A 21,492-nucleotide genomic window follows, 5' to 3' on the forward strand; every position below is an offset into this window, starting at 1 on the left:
AGAGCTTTTTCTGCATCAAAAAAACCTGCTGCTAAAACAGACCCACCAAATATAAAATCCCAAAATAATAAATTCATGAAAAAAGAAAAAAAGCAAACCGACGAAAACCAAAAAACCAAACAGTTGCAACAACAAATTACGGATAACAACGGTAAGGTGCTCACTACCAACGACGGCGTACCTATTTATGACAACAACAATACCCTGAAAGCAGGCGAAAGAGGACCGTCTTTGCAACAAGATCATATTTATCTGGACAAATTGATGCATTTCGACAGAGAACGTATTCCCGAGCGTGTGGTACATGCCCGCGGAAGTGGGGCGCATGGCGTTTTTGAAATGAATGCAGATTTATCAAAATACACCTCCGCACATTTTTTACAAAAAGGCGTGCAAACCCCAGTTTTTGTACGTTTTTCTACCGTTGCAGGTTTTAAAGGATCTACCGATTTGGCACGCGATGTACGCGGTTTTAGCGTAAAATTTTATACAGAAGAAGGAAACTACGATTTGGTAGGAAACAATATTCCCGTGTTTTTTATACAAGATGCGATGAATTTTCCGGATTTAATTCATGCAGTAAAACCCGAACCCAACAATGAAATTCCGCAGGCAGCTTCGGCACACGATACTTTTTGGGATTTTATTTCATTAATGCCCGAGTCAGCACATATGATTATGTGGGTGATGTCAGACAGAGCCATTCCTCGCAGTTTGCGTATGATGGAAGGTTTTGGGGTACACACTTTTAAGTTAGTCAATGCAGAAGGAAAAGGCACTTTTGTAAAATTTCACTGGAAACCTCGTTTAGGGACACACGGTGTGGCATGGAACGAAGCACAGAAAATATCAGGATTCAATTCCGATTTTCACCGTCAGGATTTATGGGAAGCAATTGAAAACGGAAACTATCCGCAATGGGATTTAGGCATGCAGTTGATTCCTGAAGAAGACGAACATTCCTTTTCATTCGATTTATTAGATCCAACTAAAATAGTACCTGAAGAAGTGGTGCCAGTAACCATTGTTGGTACCATGACATTGAACAAAAATCCTGAAAACTTTTTTGCCGAAACCGAACAAGCTGCATTTGATCCGGGGCGTGTGGTTCCCGGAATCGATTTTTCTAACGATCCGTTGCTTCAAGGCAGAATTTTTTCTTATATGGATACCCAAAATTACCGTTTAGGTGGACCCAATTTTCATGAATTGCCCATTAATCGAAGCATCAACAAAAAAACCAATAATCAAAAAGACGGTTTTGCCCGCCAAGATATTTTAAAAGGTGATGTAAGTTATTTTCCAAACAGTAAAGCCGCTGGTTGTCCGTACCACGCCATGTTGAAAGGCGAAACAGGTTATCAATCGCACAAAGAACCTATTGAAACTGTGAAAGAACGCAAAAGAACACAATTATTCGCAGACCACTTCACACAAGCCCGATTGTTTTTCCAATCGCAAACATCATACGAGCAAAATCATATTATAAACGCACTTTCGTTTGAATTGAGTAAGGTGAACGACCCTAAAATCAGGGAACGCCAAGTAGCTATTCTGCATCAAATAGACAAGCATTTAGCGATGCAAGTAGGTAGTAATTTGGGAATCAGCGTTCCTGAACAATTAGATGAGCTAACGTTGCAATTTGCCCGAAACAATCATCCGGAATATCCTCTAAAACCAAACAAACCCGAAGTGGAAAAATCTGCACCTTTAAGCATGGCTGTTAAAAAAGGAGAAGGAACTATTGCCACGCGCAAAGTGGCTTTTCTCCTTGATGAAGGATCTTCTAAAGCCAGTGTTGATGCATTTAAAAAGGCGTTAGAAAAAGAAGGTGCTGAAGCGGTTTTAATTGCACCGCATGTGGGTACGTTTCAGTTTATGGAAGGTGGTACAGAAAACATTCAACACACCTATGCCACAGATGCATCGGTTTTATATGATGCAGTGTACACTCCCGGCGGAAAAGCAACTGAAAAATTATTAAAAAATCCCGATTATTTTGCTTTTATCAACGAAGCATATCGTCATTGCAAAGCATTGGCTTTTGCCGAGGGAACAGAAGATGTTTTGGCGCAATCGTTTGTAGAAAAAGACCGTGGTGTTTTTTTAGAAAGCAAAGATAAAAACTGGATTTCTGAAATGATTGCCGTTATGAAAGAACACCGTGTTTGGGAACGCGAAGAAGCCCGAAAAGTTCCTGTTTAGCCCACTATATTAGCCCAAATTTGCAAGCTGCACCATTTTTTGATTGTGCAGCTTGTTTTTTTTTTACTGTTTTTCAACCAGATACTTCCAATACCTTTTCGGCACATGTTGCACATGCAATTTCATGTTTTTGCGTGCTTCGATATTGGTACTTTTAAAATACTGTTTCCACAAACGTTTAAAAAGTTCATCGCGTTCGTCTAAAGCAATAGTTAAATTGGTGTTTTGAAAAGCGGTTTGTTCTTGTTTATCAATCACAATTTCATAAAGTCCTTTTAAATTGTAATGAAATCCGTATTTGCGTTTTACATCATAGATCACCCAAGGCATATCGGTATATCTATTTCTAAAAAATGATAAGATCAAAGGCAACACATTAAAATCGGGTTCAATAACTGCAAAATATAAACCATCGCTGCTTTTGCTAAAACGTATAAAAGCTTTCATGCGGTGGCGTTCACGGCTTACTTTTTTTAAGGTTTGATGAAAATACAAAACCTTTAAATCACCAAAATGTTCTAATATGGAATGATTTCCTTTAAACAATGAAACCATGATATAAAAAGCCGCATTCCAAGCTTCGGTATCTTCAGAGAGAAATGCTTTGTAAAAATCATCGGCTGTGGCTTTTCCAAATTGATTAATCAATGCGTTTTGAATGCGTTTGGCTTTGTCAACATCCGTAAAAATGGTTCTTTCGGGCATGAATATATCGGGCTGAAAAAAACCTTCGGCAACCGGTACGGCCTTCCATTCTTTCATTTCGAAACACTCGAAAACACAACACAAAAATCCGAGATAACTGCCATCGAACACATAATTCATTTTAAAACAATTTTAATTGATTTTCAGCCATTTCCGCTTTGTATTTACTACTACCCATTTGCAAAATAGTATTTTTTATTTGGGGTGCATATTTAAAACCCAACGGCGCAATGGTATCGGCACACGTAATAAAATGTTTGGCTCGGTTATACGCAATGCCCATTTTTTTGAGTTGATATTCGCGCAACTTACCGTATTTTCTGGCTGAAACAATTTTCATTGCCGATCCTCTGCCAATTCCTGGAACGCGAATTATGGTTTGATAATCAGCAGTATTAATATCAATTGGAAATAAATGCAGATTGCGCAATGCCCAACTCAATTTGGGATCGATATCTAAATCTAACTGTGTGAAAGCCGGATTTAGAATTTCATTCAATGAAAAATTGTAAAATCGCAGCAACCAATCGGTTTGATACAATCGGTTTTCTCGAATCAATGGCGGTCGCGAACCTATTTGTGGAAGTGTTTCGTTTGCATTATTCACAGGAATATATCCACTGTAATACACCCGTTTAAGTTGATATTTCTTGTAAAACTCATCGGCAACACTCATAATTTCCCAATCGTTTTCGGGCGTGGCACCAATAACCATTTGTGTACTTTGCCCCGCAGGAACAAAATTGGGCGTGTGTTTGATTAGTTTTTTTTCGTTTTGAAATCCTTGAATTTTTTGATTGATAAATTGCAAAGGTTTGCGCACCGCATCATGACTTTTTTCAGGCGCCACGAGCTTTAATCCAGCTTCGGTGGGCATTTCAAGATTAATACTCATACGATCCACATACAAACCAGCTTCCTGTATCAGTTCTTCGCTGGCACCGGGAATGGTTTTTAAGTGAATGTATCCGTTATACCGTTGCTCCAATCGCAGTTTTTTCACAATACGCAGCAAACGTTCCATTGTAAAATCAGCATTTTTAAAAATGCCCGAACTTAAAAACAATCCTTCTATATAATTGCGGCGGTAAAAATTCATGGTTAAATCTACCACTTCTTCCACCGTAAAGGCAGCACGTTTTACATCGTTGCTTTTACGGCTCACGCAAAAAGCACAATCGTAGATGCAATGATTTGTAAGCAAAATTTTAAGCAAAGACACACATCTTCCGTCTTCCGTGTAGGTATGGCAAATTCCTGAAGCAGATGCATCGCCAATTCCGCCGGTATTTTTTCGCTTGCTTCCGCTAGAACTGCAACTCACATCATATTTTGCAGCATCGGCCAATATCATCAATTTTTCTTCGATACGTTCCAAAATAGTTCCTCTTTACATCCTATCAAAGTTAACGATTCCTTTCATTTTCACTTGTCGTTCCAAAAGTTAAAAACGACATTTTTTGTTAAGGTTTTGATAAGATATTCCCCCTAACAAAAATCCACTTTTTTAGCTTGTAAAATATCATTAACTTGTAGATTCATTTTAAAAAATTAAAGCTATGAATGATTTAAAAGGAAAAAAAATTGCCATTCTTACAGAAGATGGCTTTGAAGAAATTGAATTGACCAGCCCGCTTGAAGCCTTGAAAGATGCCGGCGCAGAAGTGTTGATTGTATCGCCAAAAAATGGTAAAGTAAAAGCAAAATCGGGTGACGATTGGACCAAAGAGTACCAAGTGGACTTGCAGCTAAACCATGCAAAAGCCAATGAATTTGACGCATTGGTTCTGCCGGGTGGTGTGATCAATCCAGACAAATTGCGCACCAATAAAGATGCTTTGCAGTTTGTACAAACATTTTTTAACGAGAACAAACCGGTTGCTGCCATTTGTCATGGCCCACAAGTCTTGATAAATGCAGAAGCTGTTCGAAACAAAAAATTGACATCGGTTGGGGCAATTGAAGCCGACCTAAAAAATGCCGGTGCACAATGGGAAGATCAAGAAGTTGTTGTGGATGGAAATTTAATCACCAGCCGCACCCCAAAAGATTTACCCGCTTTTAACAAAGCAACAATTGAGGCGATTGCCAAAGCCTAAAACCCAAAAACACCATCTGCTTTTTATCAGATGGTGTTTTTAACTTTAAATTGTTCCAAACACTTTGCTTCTCATTAAACAAGTGTGGTAATATCTTCTAAAGCCAATCGGGCTTTTGGTGTTTTGGCAGGATCATTAAAATCGCTTTCGCCTCTATATCCCAACGCCACAGCAGTAATGGCTGTGAATCCTTTTTCGGTTAATCCAAATTCTTCATCCAAAATTTGCACATCAATGCCTTCCATGGGGCATGCATCAATTCCCAAAGCGGCTGCTCCCAATAAAAACTGACCAATGTTCAAATACACTTGTTTTTCCAACCAATGTTGCTCGTCTTTTAATTGTTCTTTATGAATATTTACAAACAAAGTTCTGCCGTCTTTGGTCATTTGCTTGATTTGCTCATTGGGGAAACGCCCAGCATTGGCTTCCGATTCAAGAACTTGCTCTTTGTAGGCTTCATCAATACGCGTTTTGGAGCAGAAAAGCACCACATGCGAGGCATTCAGCACTTTGGCTTCATTGAATTTATAATTTCCTTGTACACCTTTTGCCATTCTATGTTTACCCTCTTCCGTAGAAGCAATTACAAAATGCCACGGCTGAAGGTTTACGCTAGACGCACTCATTTGCAATAATGATAGAAGTTGCTTAAAATCGTCTTCTTTTATTTTTTTGGAAGGATCGAATGATTTCGTTGAATATCGATTGTTTAAAATGTTGATTAAATTCATTATGTAAACGGTTATTTTTATGTATTTTTGTAATTGCAAAATGCAAGTACAAAGATATAAATGTAATTGCAAAACGCAAGTGCTTTTTTTATTTTTTTTATGGAAAAAAACAGATCAAATTGTCCGCTAAGTTGTTCGCTTGATATTTTGGGCGATAAATGGTCGTTGCTGATTATTCGCGATGTAATATGGAAAGGAAAGGTATCATACAGCGAATTTTTACTTTCGGAAGAAAAAATTGCGACCAACATTTTAGCAAATCGATTAAAAATGTTAGAGGAAGAAAGTATTTTGATAAAGGAAGTTTCTGCTACCAACAAATCGAAATTTGAGTATCGTTTAACGCAAAAAGGTGCGGATTTGTTACCTATTTTGATAGAAATGGCCGATTGGAGCGTTAAGCACAATGAATCGGCTAAAGCATCGGCTTTCGGTCAGCGAATAGCTGGCAAAAAGGTAAAATTCCTGAAGGAAATACAATCAAAACTTCAAGAACGAATTAATAATAAGGAATAACTGATACGATATGCAACGCATAGAAGACCATCAAAAAAATTGGATTGCACATGGCTACGAAACCTTTGCACTACATGGACAAGCTGCTTTAAAAATAGAACCACTTGCTAAGAAAGTTGGCAAAAGTAAATCATCGTTTTATCATCATTTTGCAGATATGGATTTATTTGTGGACTTGCTTTTACAACATCATGTTGCACAATCTAAAATTATTGCACTTAAAGAGCAGCAGGCTCAATCAGTCCACCCAGATCTTGTTGAAATATTGGTAACACATAAAACCGATTTGCTTTTTAACCGTCAATTGCGCTTTCAGCAACACATTCCTGCATTTGCGGCTGTTTTGCATCAATCGAATCAAATAGTGGGCGATGCGTTTGTAAAATTGTGGGTTAAAGATTTAGGCTTGCAGCTATCTGCACAACAAATAAATGGCATTTTTAGCTTGGCATTAGAGAATTTTTTCTTGCAAATCAACCATGAAAACCTTAATCACACTTGGCTTTCGGCATATTTTGAAAATTTGAAAGCAATTGCCAAAAGTTTTGCCTGAATGTAATTGTACGGTTGCGACTAAAACGCCTTTTACTCTTTCTTTAATTTTGTGGTGAAAAATTTAATTAGAGCGAAATGACACAAAGATTTCACAAGTTTTATCTGAAAATTACTGCAATCGTAATAGGTTCGTTTGGTCCGATTTTCTTTTTGGGCACGATGCTGCCCACATCTGAGCCCGCAAGATGGTCTTTGGATTTACTAAGCCTTCCCTTAGACGGTTTACAAAATTATGAGGCGCCCACTACCCGATTTTTGAGTGCATTGACAGGCGGATTTTTGTTTGGTTGGGGTGTTTGTATTTGGTTTTTGCAAAAATGGGTTTATGACAAAGCACCCAATGAGGTTCGAAAAGCAGTTTTGGCTGGTATTTTGGCTTGGTTTTTCTTAGACAGCGCAGGTTCAATTACTTCGGGAAATGTGAGCAATGCTTTCATCAATATTTTGGTATTGCTTATTGCAGTTGGCCCGCTATGGAAAGCTGCAAAAAATTAGGCCTATAAAATTTAAAAAATGTTTATGCTACCTATTGAGTTATTCGGAACATTTTGACAAAAAAAACAATATCAACAATTTATATCTCTATTTCATAAGAAAATGAATACTTCTAATTTTTTAAAGATGCTTTTGGCATTCATGGCAGTTACTGTGCTGATTTATACCCTTTTTGTTTTCCCAAAAGAAGGTGCCGATTTATTAAGTGTATTTTTAACGAATGTAAAAAACATGAATTGGAGCGGGCAATTCAATCTTGATTTTAGCTGCTATTTAATGCTATCGGGCTTATGGATTATGTGGCGCAGTCATTTTAAAACCTCATCAATTATTTGGGGGCTTGCAGCTGCAGTTTTGGGTATTGTTGTTTTTGCACCCTATCTTATTTATCTTTTAAGCAAAGAAAAAGGTGACATACCACGTTTGCTAGTAGGTGATAGATGCTAGGTTTCCCGATGTGCTGCATTGGGTTATGATTTTTTTCCTTTCAGGAAAAGGTTTTGTTGAAATTGCTTAATTTTTTCGAATAACGTAAACTCCTTTTTTGTCATTTTCATGATAATTTGTGCCGTAATCATAGCTTAAAAAACTTACAACGCTTTGATTGGCATATTTAGTTGGCAAAACAAATAAATACAGGTCTGTTTCTACTTTGCCAAAAAAGGCTTCTTTGCTTGCAACGGTTTTAAAATTTAAAACGCTGTTTTCAATTTCTAGAGCATAATATCCAGTGCCATAAAATTGAACTGGAATACCGGGGTTATAATAACCTTCCGAAGTGTACGTTTCTTTAGCGAAAGCTAATGTTTTTATTGTTGCTGATTGCGGGTACTTGAGTGTTTGGTTGGGAAAGAATGTACCATCGGAATTGAATGGTGTGATGTATTCATCTGAATAACGATGTACGTTGGAATAGGTGTTTTTTTGCACATCTTTCAAATATATTTCTTCATGCCATTTGTGCGGAATTTTTTTATTATTGATTTCACATACTACTTGATTTGAGTTTGCATAGATGAAATGATGATTGGTAGATGTGTACAATTTTATCCATTTGCCTTGGTTTTGAAAATAGACCACACTTGAAGTTGGTAAATCAGATCGATAAGAATACAACACTATATCTGAGCTGCTGTATAGACTACCAAATCGTTCAACCCAATCTTTTTCAGAAAATGTACTTTCTTTATTTAATACCTCTGTAAAAGGTTCTGCTGTTGGTTTTTCGGAAGAAAAATCGCAAATTTGGTTAGGTGCTATCAAAAAGCAATTGATAATTTCGATGGTTTGCCCTTTGAAGTAGTTTTCGTTGATATTCAATCCAAACACTTTATTGCCCATGCTGTCTATTTTTATGGGATTGAAATGCCCTGCTTTACTGGATGCCACAACCATAAAAAAGTTCTTTTCGGGAAAATACCGAATTTCGTTATTGCTTGATTGGGTAATTCTATTGATTGAAATACCTTCTGCTTGTAAACCATCATCCAACGTAGGAAATTGGCTGAATTTGCCGCTATTGAATAGTAATTTGGGCGATAAATTAATTGTAGAACAGCCTTCAATGAGAATGCCTGCCACTAAAATAAGGAGGAGAAATACGAGTGTTCTTTTCATTTACTTATTTTTTTTATTCGTCTTTTTCTAAGTATAAAGCACAAATTGCATAGAAAAATGAGGTCGTTATTACAAATATAAATACTAACTGATGCGGAAAATCACCCTCAGATGTTGGTAACGTCAAAAATATAATTATATAAATAAATAAAAATGAAGCTAAACTATACACCCAGAAGGATTTGATGATTCTATTTTTTGAGAGAATAAATTGTAAAATAAATCCTAAAAACAAAAATCCGCCAAAAATAATGGGAGTAAAAAAAATAATGAAAAGTGTGTAATAGAAGCTATTGATGCCTCCACTTATTGTGTTAGTTATCAAAAATACCGCCACTACAAATAGCGTAGTAAGAAGTGATGACTTTACTTTTGGTTTTGTTTTCATACTGCTAATTGTTTATTTCTGTTTTAAAAACTACCGGTAAGCGAAACCTGAATCTTACAGGTTGTCCACCCAATAAAGCGGGTTTCCACCTAGGCATTTTTCGCACTAGTTTTTTTGCTTTTCTGTTATGGCTTCTAGAAAGGCTTCTTTCTATTTGAATATTAGTAAGTCGCCCATCTTTTTCTACGATGAATGAAACATCGACACGTCCTTTTATATCACTTGTTTTAGCATTTTTAGGATGTTCCAAGTTTTTGTCGATATAATCAAAGAGTTCTTTATTTCCTCCCATAAATGATGGTTTAATATCTGCTCTGCTAACAACGGTATCTTTTAATGTTTTATTCTGCGCTGTTACCCTTGTTGTGAAAGTCAACAGAGTAGTCAGTACCAATAAAACTATTTTACTCTTCATTTTCCACCCTTTTATATGTCGCTGAATAGTCGCCGCCTTTTCCGCCCGACATGATAAGAACCACCATTGTGGTGCTTCCGTAACCGCACAATCCAAGGTTGTTATCAGCATCGTTATACAATGCAAACTTGTGTACATTGCTGTAAAAATAAAATGGAAAAAACGGCAAAAGTTTGTGTCTTTTTTTTACAGAAACAAAATCTTTATATACTTTGGCTTTTAGGGTAATTTCGTTTTTCTTCAGTCCATTATCATACACACTTGCCGTGATGTATTTTTTGCCGTCGAAGTAGATTTTTGTTTGTGCGTTTTCGCTGTATTTGGTGGTATCTATTTTGGTGGTTTTGTTTTCGTAAAATTCATCCCACAAACGCTCGGTTTCATACGTTCCGTTAATGTTCGCGATATTCAATTTTTGAGGTTGCGCATCGCAATTTTTGGTCACGCTTCTACTGGTGGTGCAGGAGGTAATAGAAACAACCAAGATAGCGGTGGTCAGTAAAATTCTTACATTCATATCTTTTTTTTTACAATTGGGGTTTCATTTCTTCTACTATTTCCTTTGGGAGGAATTCTTTAAAACTATATTGCAAACCCATTTCTGCCATTGCAAAGCGCACTGTTTGGCTTGCCTCATCGTAAATAGCGGCAACCAATCTTTTGTCTGTAAGCTGAATAACCGTTGTTTGTTCAGTTTGCGATATTTCGCCGATTTTGTATCGATCTTTTCCAATAATTTCTATTATAGATACTGTTTCTGCAATTTCTTTTTTAGTAAAATTTCCGGTAACGGTCATTTCAAAATGCATGGTGGCTGCTAAAACACCATACAATTTATTTGCTTGTTTGATGATTTTTTTCGGCTTTTCCGTTTCAATTTTTTTCAATACGACATTTAAATCAGGAAGGATTTCCCAATTATCGAAATTGCTTTGAAGCATATTTTTCATTTGATCTTTTGAAAAGCGAGTGGCATTTAGGAAATCTTCGGAAATAAAATCAACGGCTTGATCAAAATCTTTTTGCTGGAGCGATGTGCAAAATTCTTGAAATTCGGCTGTCATCAAATCCTTCATTTCATTGTCTAACGCTTTTTGGGTGGTGCTTTTTCCTTGTTGGTTATACAATTCGGTTTTGCCAATTTGTTTTCCATCAATATATTTTTCAACGGACGCCAATTCTCCATTTTGATTGTAGGTTTTCCATTCGCCTGTTCGTTTACCATTTTCGTAATTACCCGTTTTTAAGGTTTTTCCATTAGCGTAAAAATCTTTCCATTCACCGTGCTTTTGGCCATTTTCATAGTAACCGATACTTTCTAAATCTTCATTTAGGGTATAAAATTTCCATTCGCCAGTTTCTTTTCCGTTGCTGTCATATTTACCCGCTTTCGCGAGTTTTCCGTTTTTATGAGTAATGTAGGTAGTACCATTTGTTCTACCACTATTTTCGTTGGGTGCGGGTGTAATTCCTTGCCCAAAAGCGAAATGGCAAATACAGAATAGTACGATGATTGTGAGTAAGTTTTTCATGATATACTTGGTATATGCTCATTAAAGTTTATCAATCCTAATATTTTCAGAATAGAACAAGTAATACTTATCTCCTTTTTTGGCAATACGCTGTATTCTATTAATATCTCTGCTGGTATCCTCGTCTTTGATTACATGAACCGGATGCTGACCTGTTTCCTGGTTTTTAGGGTACTTAATATCAAAAGAAAGTAGTATTTTTTGGTCAAAAGACAATTTATCTCCTTTATTATCAATAATATAAGATTTTTTTTCATCAAAATCAACATAATCTATATTGTTACTTTTTTGATTTCGTGGATTCAAGTTTTAAATGCAACTCGTCTATTTTCGTTCATTTTTAGAGCAAAAACTTCGTTAGGCGTTTTGAAACCAAATCTTTTTCGTGGTCTGTTGTTTAAAATATTAATAACTGTATTAATTTGATCTTGGGTTATCGATTCAAAGTTAGAACTTTTGGGAAAATATTGTCTTACTAAACCATTTAAATTTTCATTAGCACCTCTTTCCCAACTATGATAGGGCTTTGCAAAAAAGTAATCAATTGCGAGCTTTTCTGAGAGTTGCTCGTGGTTGGCAAATTCCTTTCCATTGTCTGATGTAATGGTGTGTAATAAAGGTTTCCAGTCTTTTAAAAGTTCTATGGTTTTGGTTTCTACGGCTTTTGCTTCTTTGCTGTCAATTTTTCCCATAAAAAGTAATCCTGTGGCTCGGTCGTTAATCGTTAATAGTGCACCTTTATGATCTTTACCAATAACTAAATCTATTTCTAGATCTCCAAATCGTTCTTTTTTCTCCACAATTTGCGGTCGTTTGCTGATATCTACCCTATTGGCTATCAAGCCTCTATTGTCTTTTGAACTACCTCTTTTGCGGTATTTTTTACCTTTGGTTCTCAAATGTTTGTATAGGTTGCCACCGGCTCGCTTATCTTTCCAGATATACTGATAAATACGTTCGTGAGAAACCATTTTTTTTCCTTCTAAAACGGCTCTTCCCACCATTTGCTCTGGACTGAAATCTTGTGCTAAATACTGTTTTACATTGCTTATAACCTCTGGAGTGAATGTAAGTTTTTTAGGCTTGATTTGATGCCTTTTTTGGGCTTTTCGATGTGCTAAACTGGCTTTATAGATGCCGTTTCTGCCATCAGAATTTCTCTTGATTTCTCTGGAAACAACCGATTTGTCTTTCCCGATATAGTCGGCAATTTCAATAATTCGTTTACCTAAGCTGTGGTAAGTTTCAATTTTGTATCTTTGTTCAAGCGTTAAATGTCCCATCTTTATTTTGTAGTGTCGAAACCACAAAGTAAGGTATTTTTTCGCCAACAGGGGGAACATTTTAGCCCCGCGGGGCTAAAATGTTCCCCCTGTTTTTTTTATGATGTTGCATTTATTAGTTGAATCTAAGTTTTTTCCTATACCTTGAATTTTCAAACTGTTTTTGGATTTTCTTTGAATAGTAAGAAACATCAAATGCATGCCCGTTTCATCTACGAATTCACAATAATTTTCATCGCCTCTTCCACGCCAATTTTCTAAACTGATATAACCTTCTAAAGCAATTCTCTTTTCATCTAAATCTGTGTTTTTATAATGAACTTCCCACACATAAGCAGCATTAGATTGCGGTAGTTTTTCTCCTACTATTAATGCTTTTTCGCAACTAATCAATGAAATAACAATCGAAATAGTGATTAATATTTTTGTAACTTTTCTCATATATATAATTTTGTTGTTCTATTGTTGACCTGAAGGGCTATGAACAGTTTGCCTCAACAAGGCTACATTCCCCTTTTCGTTTACCCTTTTCGTAATTACCCGTTTTTAAGGTTTTTCCATTAGCGTAAAAATCTTTCCATTCACCGTGCTTTTGGCCACTTTTATAGTAACCGATACTTTCTAAATCTTCAATTAGGGTATAAAATTTCCATTTGCCGGTTTCTTTTCCGTGGCTGTCATATTTACCCGCTTTTGCCAGTTTTCCGTTTTTATGAGTAATGTAGGTGGTACCATTTGTTCTACCACTATTTTCGTTGGGTGCTACCATTATTTGAGAAAAAGCAAAAAAATGAGTAAAGAGTAGCATTTTGATTATCAATATGTTTTTCATTTCTTTTCTTCTTTAAAATAGATGGAAATCAATTGACGGTAAGCCTTGCTCCAACTTTCACTTTTTTCGCCATTCAATTTTATGATTTTTTCTTTTGTTGTGGTAATGGTTATTTCGGTATCATAGCCATCTGTTTCTTGGTAAGACGAACCGTTTTTAGCATTTTTAAATTTTTCTAAATCGATGCTTTTTAGCAAATTTTCCCAATCCTGAGCTTTGTTAGGATATGATTTTTTTATGTTTTGGGCGCGGTGGTGAGTTACTAAATCATATAACACGCTATCTTTAGTGATGACGTAGGTTCTTGATTGGATTGTGCTCCGTCCGCCAAATATTGAAATGGAAATTGCTTTGATTTCGGGTTTGGCTTCGGTTTTAGTTTGTGCATTGTTTTGGCAGGATAACAAACTAAGAATTATGATGATGATTAGATTTTTCATTTGTTGGTTTGTTTTTTAGAAGTCGCTCCTACGGCGCTTATTTCATTTAACGCATTTCTTCTCTATATACAGTTTGCCAAGGCTTCATTCCCCAATCATCAACATTCTAGGGGTAGAGATCTGTCAAAAAATAAATTCCCACATGTCCTAAAAAAAATTATAAGATACTGTCTTATAGGAAGGGTTTTCGCTAACGTTCAGCGGTTTGCTGCTGAAAAATTTTCTTCCATTTTGCCACTGTATTGCGACTCAACTTAAAATGTAGTGCCAATTCACTATCGTTTAAATTATGCTTTTTTTGGTAATTTAATATTTTCTCAATCGATGCTGCATCATACGATTTATACTTTTGGTTAATATCTTGCTGTTCCTTTATTTTTTTTCCAAATATTAAATCATTCAATAACAAAACATCCATTGAAGTTAGCTTCTCTTTTGATAAAAAGGCGGCACAATCATTCTTTTTATGTGGATATTTTTTTTCTAATAAATCTACATAAATTTTTTTATAATTAGGAACTATTGATCTGTTTTGTATTTTTTTATCCATTTGTAAAGTGTTGTTTTAGGAATGTTGTATTTTTCTATAATTTCATTTTTTGTCATTTCACCCTTATCGAGCATCTCTAAAAAAAAGTCAATAATTTCGGTAGTGTACACGTTTTTTCTGAATTGCGGTACACTTTTAAAATTGTTCTCTTTTTTATAATTGATGGAAGTTGGCGGTGCATACAACACTAAATGCTGCGTGTAAATTCTAAAAAAGTCGTACGCTAATAATTTACTCCAAAGCAATAATCTCTCTGTATCAATATTTTTGGATTGATACATTTTTTCCAGTTCTTCATCGGTTATTTTAAAAAATTTCAGAATACGGTCTGTCTCTATTTTTTGTTCATTTACCAATTGAAGAATAAGATGTCCTATATGAATATCTTTAAATTTGAATTCCATTAACTTTTGCCCAAGTGTTATGTTTTCTCTATTTTTTTTCTTCTTCTTACTTATTTATCTACTGTTATATTTTACTTATTATGTGTATTTGGAAGCATCGGGTTTGTAATTGCTATACAATTTTTTATTTGTATGGATACTTCGTTGGATATATTTTCACAATTCACATTATTTAGCACTTTTAAACGCACTTTTGTTCCATTTAAAGCATTGGAAGCATGGGTGATATTTAAGGTGTTGTTGCTTACCGAAACAACGCCACTAAAAGTAGCATTGGTTAATACATTCCAAACCGTAGGTGCAGATGCTGAAGCATATTCCCAAGTATAAGTAGTAGCATTGGCCACAGCAACCGTTATTTGTGTATCGTTATTTTCACAAATACTAATATTAGGAACATTTTGCGCTACCGTAGGTAACGCATTCACGGTAATCGTAAAAGACACTTTAGGACCAACGCACAAAGTTCCTGAAACCGAAGTTCCTTCTGCAACCCAATAGGTATAAGTACCAACGGCAGACGGATTGGGTGTGCTTGCTAATGGTGTGGTTGCAGTTGCTGAATCAAAATAATACAATTGGTAACTGTTGGTAATACCCGTTGATGATAATGCGTTTTGCAGAACTGGTGCTTTTCCTTGACAAGTGCTCACATTTTGAACGGTTGGCTGTGTTGTTACTAATTGTAGTGAGGTTTGTAATGATATATAACAATTAGGAGCCATACCTGGAACAACTGCGTAAAACGTTCTTTTTGTGCCATCGGTATTCACTGGAAAATTGCCTGTTACAAGATTTGTAGTTTGATCATAACTAGTTGGAATCACCGTAAAAAACTTGGTTCCTAGTGGATATCTATTGGTGATATCAGTACGAGGAAATGCGTTTCCAGGCAACGAACAAAATGCTTTAAATTGAAGCATGCCGTTTTCAACAGGTGGTGGAGCACAACTTTGTATAAATGCTTGACTCACATTTATGGTGGACACAAAATCATCATAATCAGCTCCTTCACAACTTCCTATCGAATAACTGCTTACTAGTCTCGAAGTGACTGTTGTTCCCGAGGTTGCTCCCACCCCAGAAACAGTTCCGTTAACGTGTATAGATAATCCGCATGGACCAACTGTTGACAAAAAAGCACAGTTTGATGTGGTTTTTAATTTATACTTCAAGGAACCTTGTAAAATGGCCATAGAAGTGTCTAACGGTAATGTACCCACATCCCATATCAATGTTCCGCCTGGATAGTTTTGTGGTGTAGCCCCCACAGGAGCCCAAGCTGGCTTTTGCCAAGTGACTGTTGTATTGTTTGATATTTTTATAGTACTATCGGTTCCTGGTATTATTGTAGCACTGTCGTAGTGCAAGTTAAAAGGAATCGGAATTTCTACTTTAAAATTATTAATAGCTTCGGTTCCTTTGTTGTACAATTTCACCTCAAAATCTAAGTCCTGACCAGGATTTACAGTGGTGTTTGTCGGGGGTGTGTTTACTGCTGGTGCATTTTCAGCAACTACCTCTGGAACATAAGCATCCACGGCAAAAACAATACTATAAATTGCATAGGTATCTTGATTGGTTCCAAAACGAAAACGTGTAGATGTTTGATTGTTTGTGATGATGTTCTTAGAACTATTTGGCAAATCAAACATCGCAATATCTAATCCGTAATTGTTGGTATAATTGGGTGTTCGGGTATTTTCGCCAGTATTTACAGATGAGTTAAAGAAATTATTTGGACTATTGTCGCTATGGCTTAAACGCACCCAGTTACTGTTAGCAGCATTGCGAATATCAAATACATCGCCACTAATTCCTCTATCGCCTTCGCCTGCCATCATTCCCATTTTAACGTTGATGTTACCATTTTGAGCAGCACGGAATCCTGATACGGTTAATTCTCCATAATCTGTAACACCCGTATTAGCCTGAGCAATGTAGCTAAAACCATCAAACATCGTTATATCGCGCCATTTCATCTGCGCGTTTTCATAGATTACTACCATTCCCCAACCTCCATAATTACCAACAGCTCCACCATCACCAACGGTAGTAGCAACATCAGCAACAGAATATGTTCCCCAAGCGTTTGTAAGATTTCGGACTTGTTGCGTAATATCCGCATAAGCGGTATAAATGCCATCTACATCAGAATCTCCAAAATGTATTCCATTGGCGGTAAGTTCGGTGTATGTTGTTTCACCCGGCAATTTCAATTTTACCTTATTCTTAACTAAACCATTGCCTAGTGTGAGATTTGAATTATTATTACCTCGCCCAGACCAATACAAACCTGCATAAACTATCTTAGAACAATTTTGAGAAAACCCCGAAGGGTGCGCCAGTACAGCCGATGATGAATTCAATATATTACTAGGATCTCCTGATAATTTATAAAACCTCATGTTGGAATTATTACTGTTATTTTCTTCTGGAGTTCCTGAATTCCATAGTCTTCTGTCATATAAATTGGCGTTTCCAATCATTAAGAAGTCTCCGCGCAAGTTATATATTCCCCCTGCTGGTGCTCCATTTGGTGAATTTGGAGAAGTACGCAAACCAAAAGCTTGTTTGTTCTGCACTTGTGCCAATAGATTTTTGCCTTGAAATAGAAAAAGCAGCAAGGCAATGAGCTTTATGTATAGATAAATCTTTTTATGTGCCATTCCTACCTGTCTATATTTAATTTTTGAATAAGGATTTTACTTTTTAAACGACTCTCTTTTAATTGGTTACTTAGTTTTTCGGATACTTTTTTTAGAGATTGTTCGTCATATCCTTTTAAATTGATGTATTCTAAGTTTGCAAGAGATGCCACTTCTAAATCTATTTCATTGGAACTTTCTGCAGGAACATTGATGATTAACACCTTTAATTGCTGCAATTGTTCGTTTGTTAATCTTAATTTTTGAATTGCAATTACATCTTCCAATTCCATTACATCAATAGGTTCTTTACCATTTAAAATAGTTTCTATTTCACCTTGTTTGCTAACATATAAAAATGATTTTTCACCATGTAAACTTTTTCTTAAATATTCTTGATTTTGCTTTGATTCAGCTTTAAATGCTTCTTCTAAAGTTTCTATTTGTGCGTGCACATTTAAACTGCTTACGAAACAAATAACTAGATATAAAATATACTTTTTCATGATTAATCTTCTTTAACAGCAAAAACAATATTTATAAAGCTGCCATTATTAATATTGGCAGAAGCACTCACCGTGTAAGTCATAAGTCCGGCTGCTGAGATGCTATTAATCGTAAAAACACCTGGTGTGGCATATGTTACATGATACCCCAATTCGCTAGCTGGTAAAACGGGAAGTGTAGCAGCACCTGTACTACTCATCACTGGGTTACTAAATTGCGTGCTGTATATTTGATAAAGATTAATAGTTCCGGTTCGTGTGGTATTATTATAGGTAACACCTGTTTGACCAGCCAATTGACTCTCTGCTGTAGGCACTAATACCGATGGCATATAGAAAAATTTAGGCATTGCTGCTTTTAAAGCCTTTACTGTTCCATCTTGGTTTACAGCCATTAAATGCTGTGTAATTCCAGTAGTAGCGTTTGTAGCTTGGGTTTTGTTTTTATCAAGCCCAGTAATTGCTAAATTACTACCTCCGGTTGCAATGGTAAAAGCATTTCCATTGTTTGAAATGGTAGTTGCCCGTGTTAAATTCCCTCCTAACTTTACTTTTCCATCATGTATTTCTACACCACTTTCTGCCATTCCACTTAAACTTGGGGTTACGGCTTCCCATTGGTTCAAAGAGCCATTATATGTTAAAACCTGTCCGTTTACACTTGGGGCGGTACTGCTAACTGCTGTTCCTTGAATTTTCTCTACCCTTGTACTATTTGCTGCGCCTGTTACATCACCATTCAACGTTATTCCAGCTGTATTGGCACTTACTGTGTAAGTAGTTATATTTCCCGACACATTAGGAACTACCGATATCCCCGTTCCTGGCGCCACTATTGCATTGTTATCAATCGCCGCTACGTCTTCTCCATTCAATAGTCGTTGCCATTTATTTTGATACCAATAATAATAACCAGGTGTAACGTCGCTAGTATTTGCTGTATTATAAACAAAAAGACTATTGATATTTCCTGGTGTAATAGAAGTGTTGTCGGTAGTGGAAGTAAGGTTTACTTGTGGAAATAAAACACCTTTACTATTCGATACTATTTCTAACTGAGAAGATGCATTAGGTGTTCTAGTTCCTATCCCTACCTGACCTTGACTATACGCACCCAATGATGCCACAGAAAAAACTGTAGCTAATGCCATTTTTTTCATAATCGTTCTTAATAATTATTTTTTTAACACACTCATTTTAAGTATGTTTTACTCTTTCCTAAATCTTCATTTCGAGCATAAAATTAATCATTATTGAACCTACATTATTCACTAACCTATTGAAAATAACAAATTTAAGCTATACAAAAAACAACATATAACATATTTAAGCTATCAAAAACCAACATGAAAATTTGAAATTTTATAAAATATCTAATACTTTTTTGAAAAACGCTTATTACACAGAGCAACAATATGTTATAAAATAACATTAAGGATAGTTAATTCTCCGATGAGTATTTTCTAATTAATTCTGATTCATAAATTCTCCGCTATTCAATTTCACCAAACTGATTTAATCCCCCACAAAAAACCACCCCCAAACGGTATATTTTACCATTTGGGGGTGTTTAATAAGCTTTAATCCTTTGTGTGGATGGTTTACATCTCCACGATAATAAACTCGGATCTACGGTTGGCTTGGTGTGCTTCTTCGCTACACTGCACTCCGTCGGCACATTCGTTGACTAATTGGCGCTCGCCATAGCCTTTCGATGTTAATCGTGACGAACTGATGCCTTGGTCAATCAACCATTCTCTAGTCGATTTTGCGCGGTTCTCAGACAATCTGTCGTTGTACTTGTGCGATGCACGGCTGTCGGTATGCGAACGGATGTCGATTTTCATCGTTGGATATTCTTCCAATACCGCCAATACTTTTGCCAGCTCTGCCGCTGCATCCGGACGGATGTTGTATTTGTCTAAATCAAAATAAATCGGATTCAGTTTTAATACTTTAAACAAGTCGTCGCCTACTTTTACAGGGGTTTTAGCTGGTTCCAAAACAATGGTGTGCTCGGTTACACCGCTTTCATTGGGCAAACGCACCACGTCTTCTTGGGTCGTATAGCCTTCTTTTTCCGCTTTTAAGCGGTAGGTTTCTCCACATTTGAATTCGTTGTTGAACACATAACCGCCGTTTTGATAGCGGTTGCTGCTTTCTAGTTCGCCGTACAAATTGTTGTACAACGTTACGTTGGCATCGCTAATAATGTTGCGGGTTTTTGCATCGACTACTTTTAAAAGCAATTTTTGGATGCATTCTAGTTGCAACGGTTTGGTTTCATGGAAACTGTAAATATCGTCGTTGCCGTTGCCGCCCTCACGGTTGCTTGAAAAGAAGCCTTGTTTGGTGTTTGGGTCGATATAATACGCAAAATCATCTGCATTTCCGTTGATTGGTGCTCCTACGTTGTGGATTTCCCCAGGTTGGCTGTTTCTGTCTAATTTTGTGGCATATACATCAAGTCCGCCTAGTCCTACTCTACCGTCGCTTGAAAAATACAATTCCCCACTTTCGGTTACAAACGGAAAGGTTTCTCTGCCTTCGGTGTTGATCCCCTCACCCATGTTTACAGGTCCGCCAAAAGCTCCTGAGGGATGAATTGCTACCTGCCACAAATCCGATTCGCCGAAGCCTCCCGGACGGTCGCTCGCAAAATACATTGTGGCTTCGTCTGGGCTTAAGGTGGGGTGTGCCGTGTTGTAGCCGTCCATATTGAACGGTAACTCGGTTATGTGCTCCCATTTGCCATCCACGTTTTCTGCACGGTAGATTTTAAGCTTCGTGTTTTTGTCGGCATCGTATTTACGGGTATGGTTGATGTAGTTGTTGCGTGTGAAATACATCGTGTTGCCGTCTTTGGTGATTACCGCTGTGGATTCGTTAAGTGGTGATTTTACCTTTCCTTTCAATCGGGTTACTTTATCATCTTTGCTTGCCGTTTCGGCTACGCTGTACAAGCTGGTAAAGGCATCGCCTGTCCAGGTGTGTTCGCGTTTGTGCAAGCTGCCCGTGTCGCGCGCGCTGGTAAAGTACAATTGGTTGTTGTGTACATAGCTTCCGTAATCGGAATAAGGCGTGTTGATCTCCAAGTTCTTGATTTGGTCGTAGCGACCTGAATTGGCTTGTATCTGCTTTTTAAGTTCGGCTTCGTTCTTGCGGATTTTAGAACGTTGCGTGTGGCTGCCGGCTTTGTTTACAAACTGGTCGTAATAGCGCTTTGATTCGCTTTCTTTGCCCACGTGTTGCAAGGTTTGGGCGTAGCGGTAATAGTACTCGCTGCCAATGTTTTCGCTGCCAAATTCTTTGAACAAGCGTTCGTAGTGCTTTTGGGCTTCGCCATAGCGTGCGTTAAAGTAGTAGGCGTTGCCTAACTTTTCTAGTACATCCTTCCCGGCATAGCCGCGGTTGGCTACTTTCTCGTAAATGCTGATTGCATCTACATAAGCCCATTGGTTGTAGTCTTTATCGGCTGTATTTAATCCCGCTTGTGCTTGTGCCCCCGTGTTCCCCAGCATAAAGGCGGTGAACAAAGCGGCTCTATATATCCCTTTTTTCATTT

At 36.9% G+C, this 21,492-nt stretch carries 25 protein-coding genes; 6 read left to right on the top strand and 19 right to left on the bottom strand.

Going from position 1 to position 21,492, the window contains the following annotated elements; translation table 11 throughout:
* The first annotated feature begins 75 nt into the window (after positions 1-75).
* Positions 76-2,208 (top strand): catalase, encoded by a 2,133-nt coding sequence (locus NPX36_RS04460; RefSeq protein ID WP_257500211.1) that lies wholly within the window; start codon positions 76-78, stop codon positions 2,206-2,208.
* A gap of 63 nt (positions 2,209-2,271) precedes the next feature.
* Here NPX36_RS04460 and NPX36_RS04465 read toward each other — a convergent pair whose 3' ends face one another.
* Positions 2,272-3,033 (bottom strand): TIGR03915 family putative DNA repair protein, encoded by a 762-nt coding sequence (locus tag NPX36_RS04465; protein ID WP_257500212.1) that lies wholly within the window; start codon positions 3,031-3,033, stop codon positions 2,272-2,274.
* A gap of 1 nt (position 3,034) precedes the next feature.
* Positions 3,035-4,294, bottom strand: a complete 1,260-nt coding sequence (locus tag NPX36_RS04470) for a putative DNA modification/repair radical SAM protein (RefSeq protein WP_257500724.1) — start codon at positions 4,292-4,294, stop codon at positions 3,035-3,037.
* 178 nt (positions 4,295-4,472) lie between these two features.
* Between NPX36_RS04470 and NPX36_RS04475 the strand changes: the two genes are divergently transcribed.
* On the top strand, positions 4,473-5,012 hold the full coding sequence (locus NPX36_RS04475; protein WP_257500213.1) for a type 1 glutamine amidotransferase domain-containing protein: 540 nt from the start codon (positions 4,473-4,475) through the stop codon (positions 5,010-5,012).
* 74 nt (positions 5,013-5,086) lie between these two features.
* Here NPX36_RS04475 and nfsB read toward each other — a convergent pair whose 3' ends face one another.
* Positions 5,087-5,746: an oxygen-insensitive NAD(P)H nitroreductase gene (nfsB, locus tag NPX36_RS04480; RefSeq protein WP_257500214.1), complete on the bottom strand. Its 660-nt coding sequence runs from the start codon at positions 5,744-5,746 to the stop codon at positions 5,087-5,089.
* A 99-nt stretch (positions 5,747-5,845) separates the two neighbouring features.
* Here nfsB and NPX36_RS04485 point away from each other — a divergent pair, with 99 nt between their 5' ends.
* From NPX36_RS04485 to NPX36_RS04500, 4 genes are all read left to right on the top strand, one after another.
* The gene (locus tag NPX36_RS04485) at positions 5,846-6,262 is read left to right on the top strand and encodes a winged helix-turn-helix transcriptional regulator (protein WP_257500215.1); all 417 of its coding nucleotides are present in this window, start codon (positions 5,846-5,848) and stop codon (positions 6,260-6,262) included.
* A gap of 10 nt (positions 6,263-6,272) precedes the next feature.
* Positions 6,273-6,815 carry a TetR/AcrR family transcriptional regulator gene (locus NPX36_RS04490; RefSeq protein WP_257500216.1) on the top strand — a complete coding sequence of 181 codons (543 nt, stop codon included), beginning with the start codon at positions 6,273-6,275 and terminating at the stop codon, positions 6,813-6,815.
* Positions 6,816-6,892: 77 nt separating this feature from the next.
* Entirely contained in the window at positions 6,893-7,312 is a 420-nt protein-coding gene (locus NPX36_RS04495; protein WP_257500217.1) for a hypothetical protein, read from the top strand.
* A gap of 102 nt (positions 7,313-7,414) precedes the next feature.
* Positions 7,415-7,759 carry a hypothetical protein gene (locus NPX36_RS04500; RefSeq protein ID WP_257500218.1) on the top strand — a complete coding sequence of 115 codons (345 nt, stop codon included), beginning with the start codon at positions 7,415-7,417 and terminating at the stop codon, positions 7,757-7,759.
* A 66-nt stretch (positions 7,760-7,825) separates the two neighbouring features.
* Here the strand turns inward: NPX36_RS04500 and NPX36_RS04505 are convergent, their stop codons facing one another.
* The 16 genes from NPX36_RS04505 to NPX36_RS04580 form a co-directional block, all read right to left on the bottom strand.
* Entirely contained in the window at positions 7,826-8,929 is a 1,104-nt protein-coding gene (locus tag NPX36_RS04505; protein WP_257500219.1) for a hypothetical protein, read from the bottom strand.
* Positions 8,930-8,942: 13 nt separating this feature from the next.
* Positions 8,943-9,317 carry a hypothetical protein gene (locus NPX36_RS04510; protein WP_257500220.1) on the bottom strand — a complete coding sequence of 125 codons (375 nt, stop codon included), beginning with the start codon at positions 9,315-9,317 and terminating at the stop codon, positions 8,943-8,945.
* A gap of 4 nt (positions 9,318-9,321) precedes the next feature.
* A complete protein-coding gene (locus tag NPX36_RS04515) occupies positions 9,322-9,732 on the bottom strand; it encodes an energy transducer TonB (RefSeq protein ID WP_257500221.1) in 411 nt (136 codons plus the stop codon).
* Positions 9,722-10,249 (bottom strand): hypothetical protein, encoded by a 528-nt coding sequence (locus NPX36_RS04520; protein WP_257500222.1) that lies wholly within the window; start codon positions 10,247-10,249, stop codon positions 9,722-9,724. Before NPX36_RS04520 ends, NPX36_RS04515 begins: the two co-directional genes overlap by 11 nt.
* A gap of 10 nt (positions 10,250-10,259) precedes the next feature.
* Complete coding sequence (locus NPX36_RS04525; RefSeq protein WP_257500223.1) at positions 10,260-11,264, bottom strand: toxin-antitoxin system YwqK family antitoxin; 1,005 nt, start codon at positions 11,262-11,264, stop codon at positions 10,260-10,262.
* Positions 11,265-11,285: 21 nt separating this feature from the next.
* Positions 11,286-11,570 carry a hypothetical protein gene (locus NPX36_RS04530; protein WP_257500224.1) on the bottom strand — a complete coding sequence of 95 codons (285 nt, stop codon included), beginning with the start codon at positions 11,568-11,570 and terminating at the stop codon, positions 11,286-11,288.
* Positions 11,567-12,547 (bottom strand): IS30 family transposase, encoded by a 981-nt coding sequence (locus tag NPX36_RS04535; protein ID WP_397376464.1) that lies wholly within the window; start codon positions 12,545-12,547, stop codon positions 11,567-11,569. The genes NPX36_RS04530 and NPX36_RS04535 overlap by 4 nt, the downstream gene beginning before the upstream one ends.
* A 75-nt stretch (positions 12,548-12,622) precedes the next feature.
* On the bottom strand, positions 12,623-12,988 hold the full coding sequence (locus NPX36_RS04540) for a hypothetical protein (RefSeq protein WP_257500226.1): 366 nt from the start codon (positions 12,986-12,988) through the stop codon (positions 12,623-12,625).
* A gap of 37 nt (positions 12,989-13,025) precedes the next feature.
* Positions 13,026-13,379: a toxin-antitoxin system YwqK family antitoxin gene (locus tag NPX36_RS04545; protein WP_257500227.1), complete on the bottom strand. Its 354-nt coding sequence runs from the start codon at positions 13,377-13,379 to the stop codon at positions 13,026-13,028.
* A complete protein-coding gene (locus NPX36_RS04550; RefSeq protein ID WP_257500228.1) occupies positions 13,376-13,819 on the bottom strand; it encodes a hypothetical protein in 444 nt (147 codons plus the stop codon). The genes NPX36_RS04545 and NPX36_RS04550 overlap by 4 nt, the downstream gene beginning before the upstream one ends.
* Positions 13,820-14,009: 190 nt before the next feature.
* Positions 14,010-14,369, bottom strand: coding sequence for a helix-turn-helix domain-containing protein (locus tag NPX36_RS04555; RefSeq protein ID WP_257500229.1), 360 nt, complete (start codon positions 14,367-14,369; stop codon positions 14,010-14,012).
* On the bottom strand, positions 14,339-14,773 hold the full coding sequence (locus NPX36_RS04560) for a helix-turn-helix domain-containing protein (protein WP_257500230.1): 435 nt from the start codon (positions 14,771-14,773) through the stop codon (positions 14,339-14,341). The genes NPX36_RS04555 and NPX36_RS04560 overlap by 31 nt, the downstream gene beginning before the upstream one ends.
* Positions 14,774-14,844: 71 nt before the next feature.
* Positions 14,845-17,442, bottom strand: a complete 2,598-nt coding sequence (locus NPX36_RS04565) for a hypothetical protein (RefSeq protein ID WP_257500231.1) — start codon at positions 17,440-17,442, stop codon at positions 14,845-14,847.
* A gap of 2 nt (positions 17,443-17,444) precedes the next feature.
* On the bottom strand, positions 17,445-17,927 hold the full coding sequence (locus tag NPX36_RS04570) for a hypothetical protein (RefSeq protein ID WP_257500232.1): 483 nt from the start codon (positions 17,925-17,927) through the stop codon (positions 17,445-17,447).
* Positions 17,928-17,929: 2 nt separating this feature from the next.
* A complete protein-coding gene (locus NPX36_RS04575) occupies positions 17,930-19,078 on the bottom strand; it encodes a hypothetical protein (protein ID WP_257500233.1) in 1,149 nt (382 codons plus the stop codon).
* A 450-nt stretch (positions 19,079-19,528) separates the two neighbouring features.
* On the bottom strand, positions 19,529-21,490 hold the full coding sequence (locus tag NPX36_RS04580; protein ID WP_257500234.1) for an OmpA family protein: 1,962 nt from the start codon (positions 21,488-21,490) through the stop codon (positions 19,529-19,531).
* Positions 21,491-21,492: the final 2 nt, after the last annotated feature.

It is taken from the genome of Paenimyroides aestuarii, from assembly GCF_024628805.1.
Classification (GTDB): Bacteria; Bacteroidota; Bacteroidia; order Flavobacteriales; family Flavobacteriaceae; genus Flavobacterium; species Flavobacterium aestuarii_A.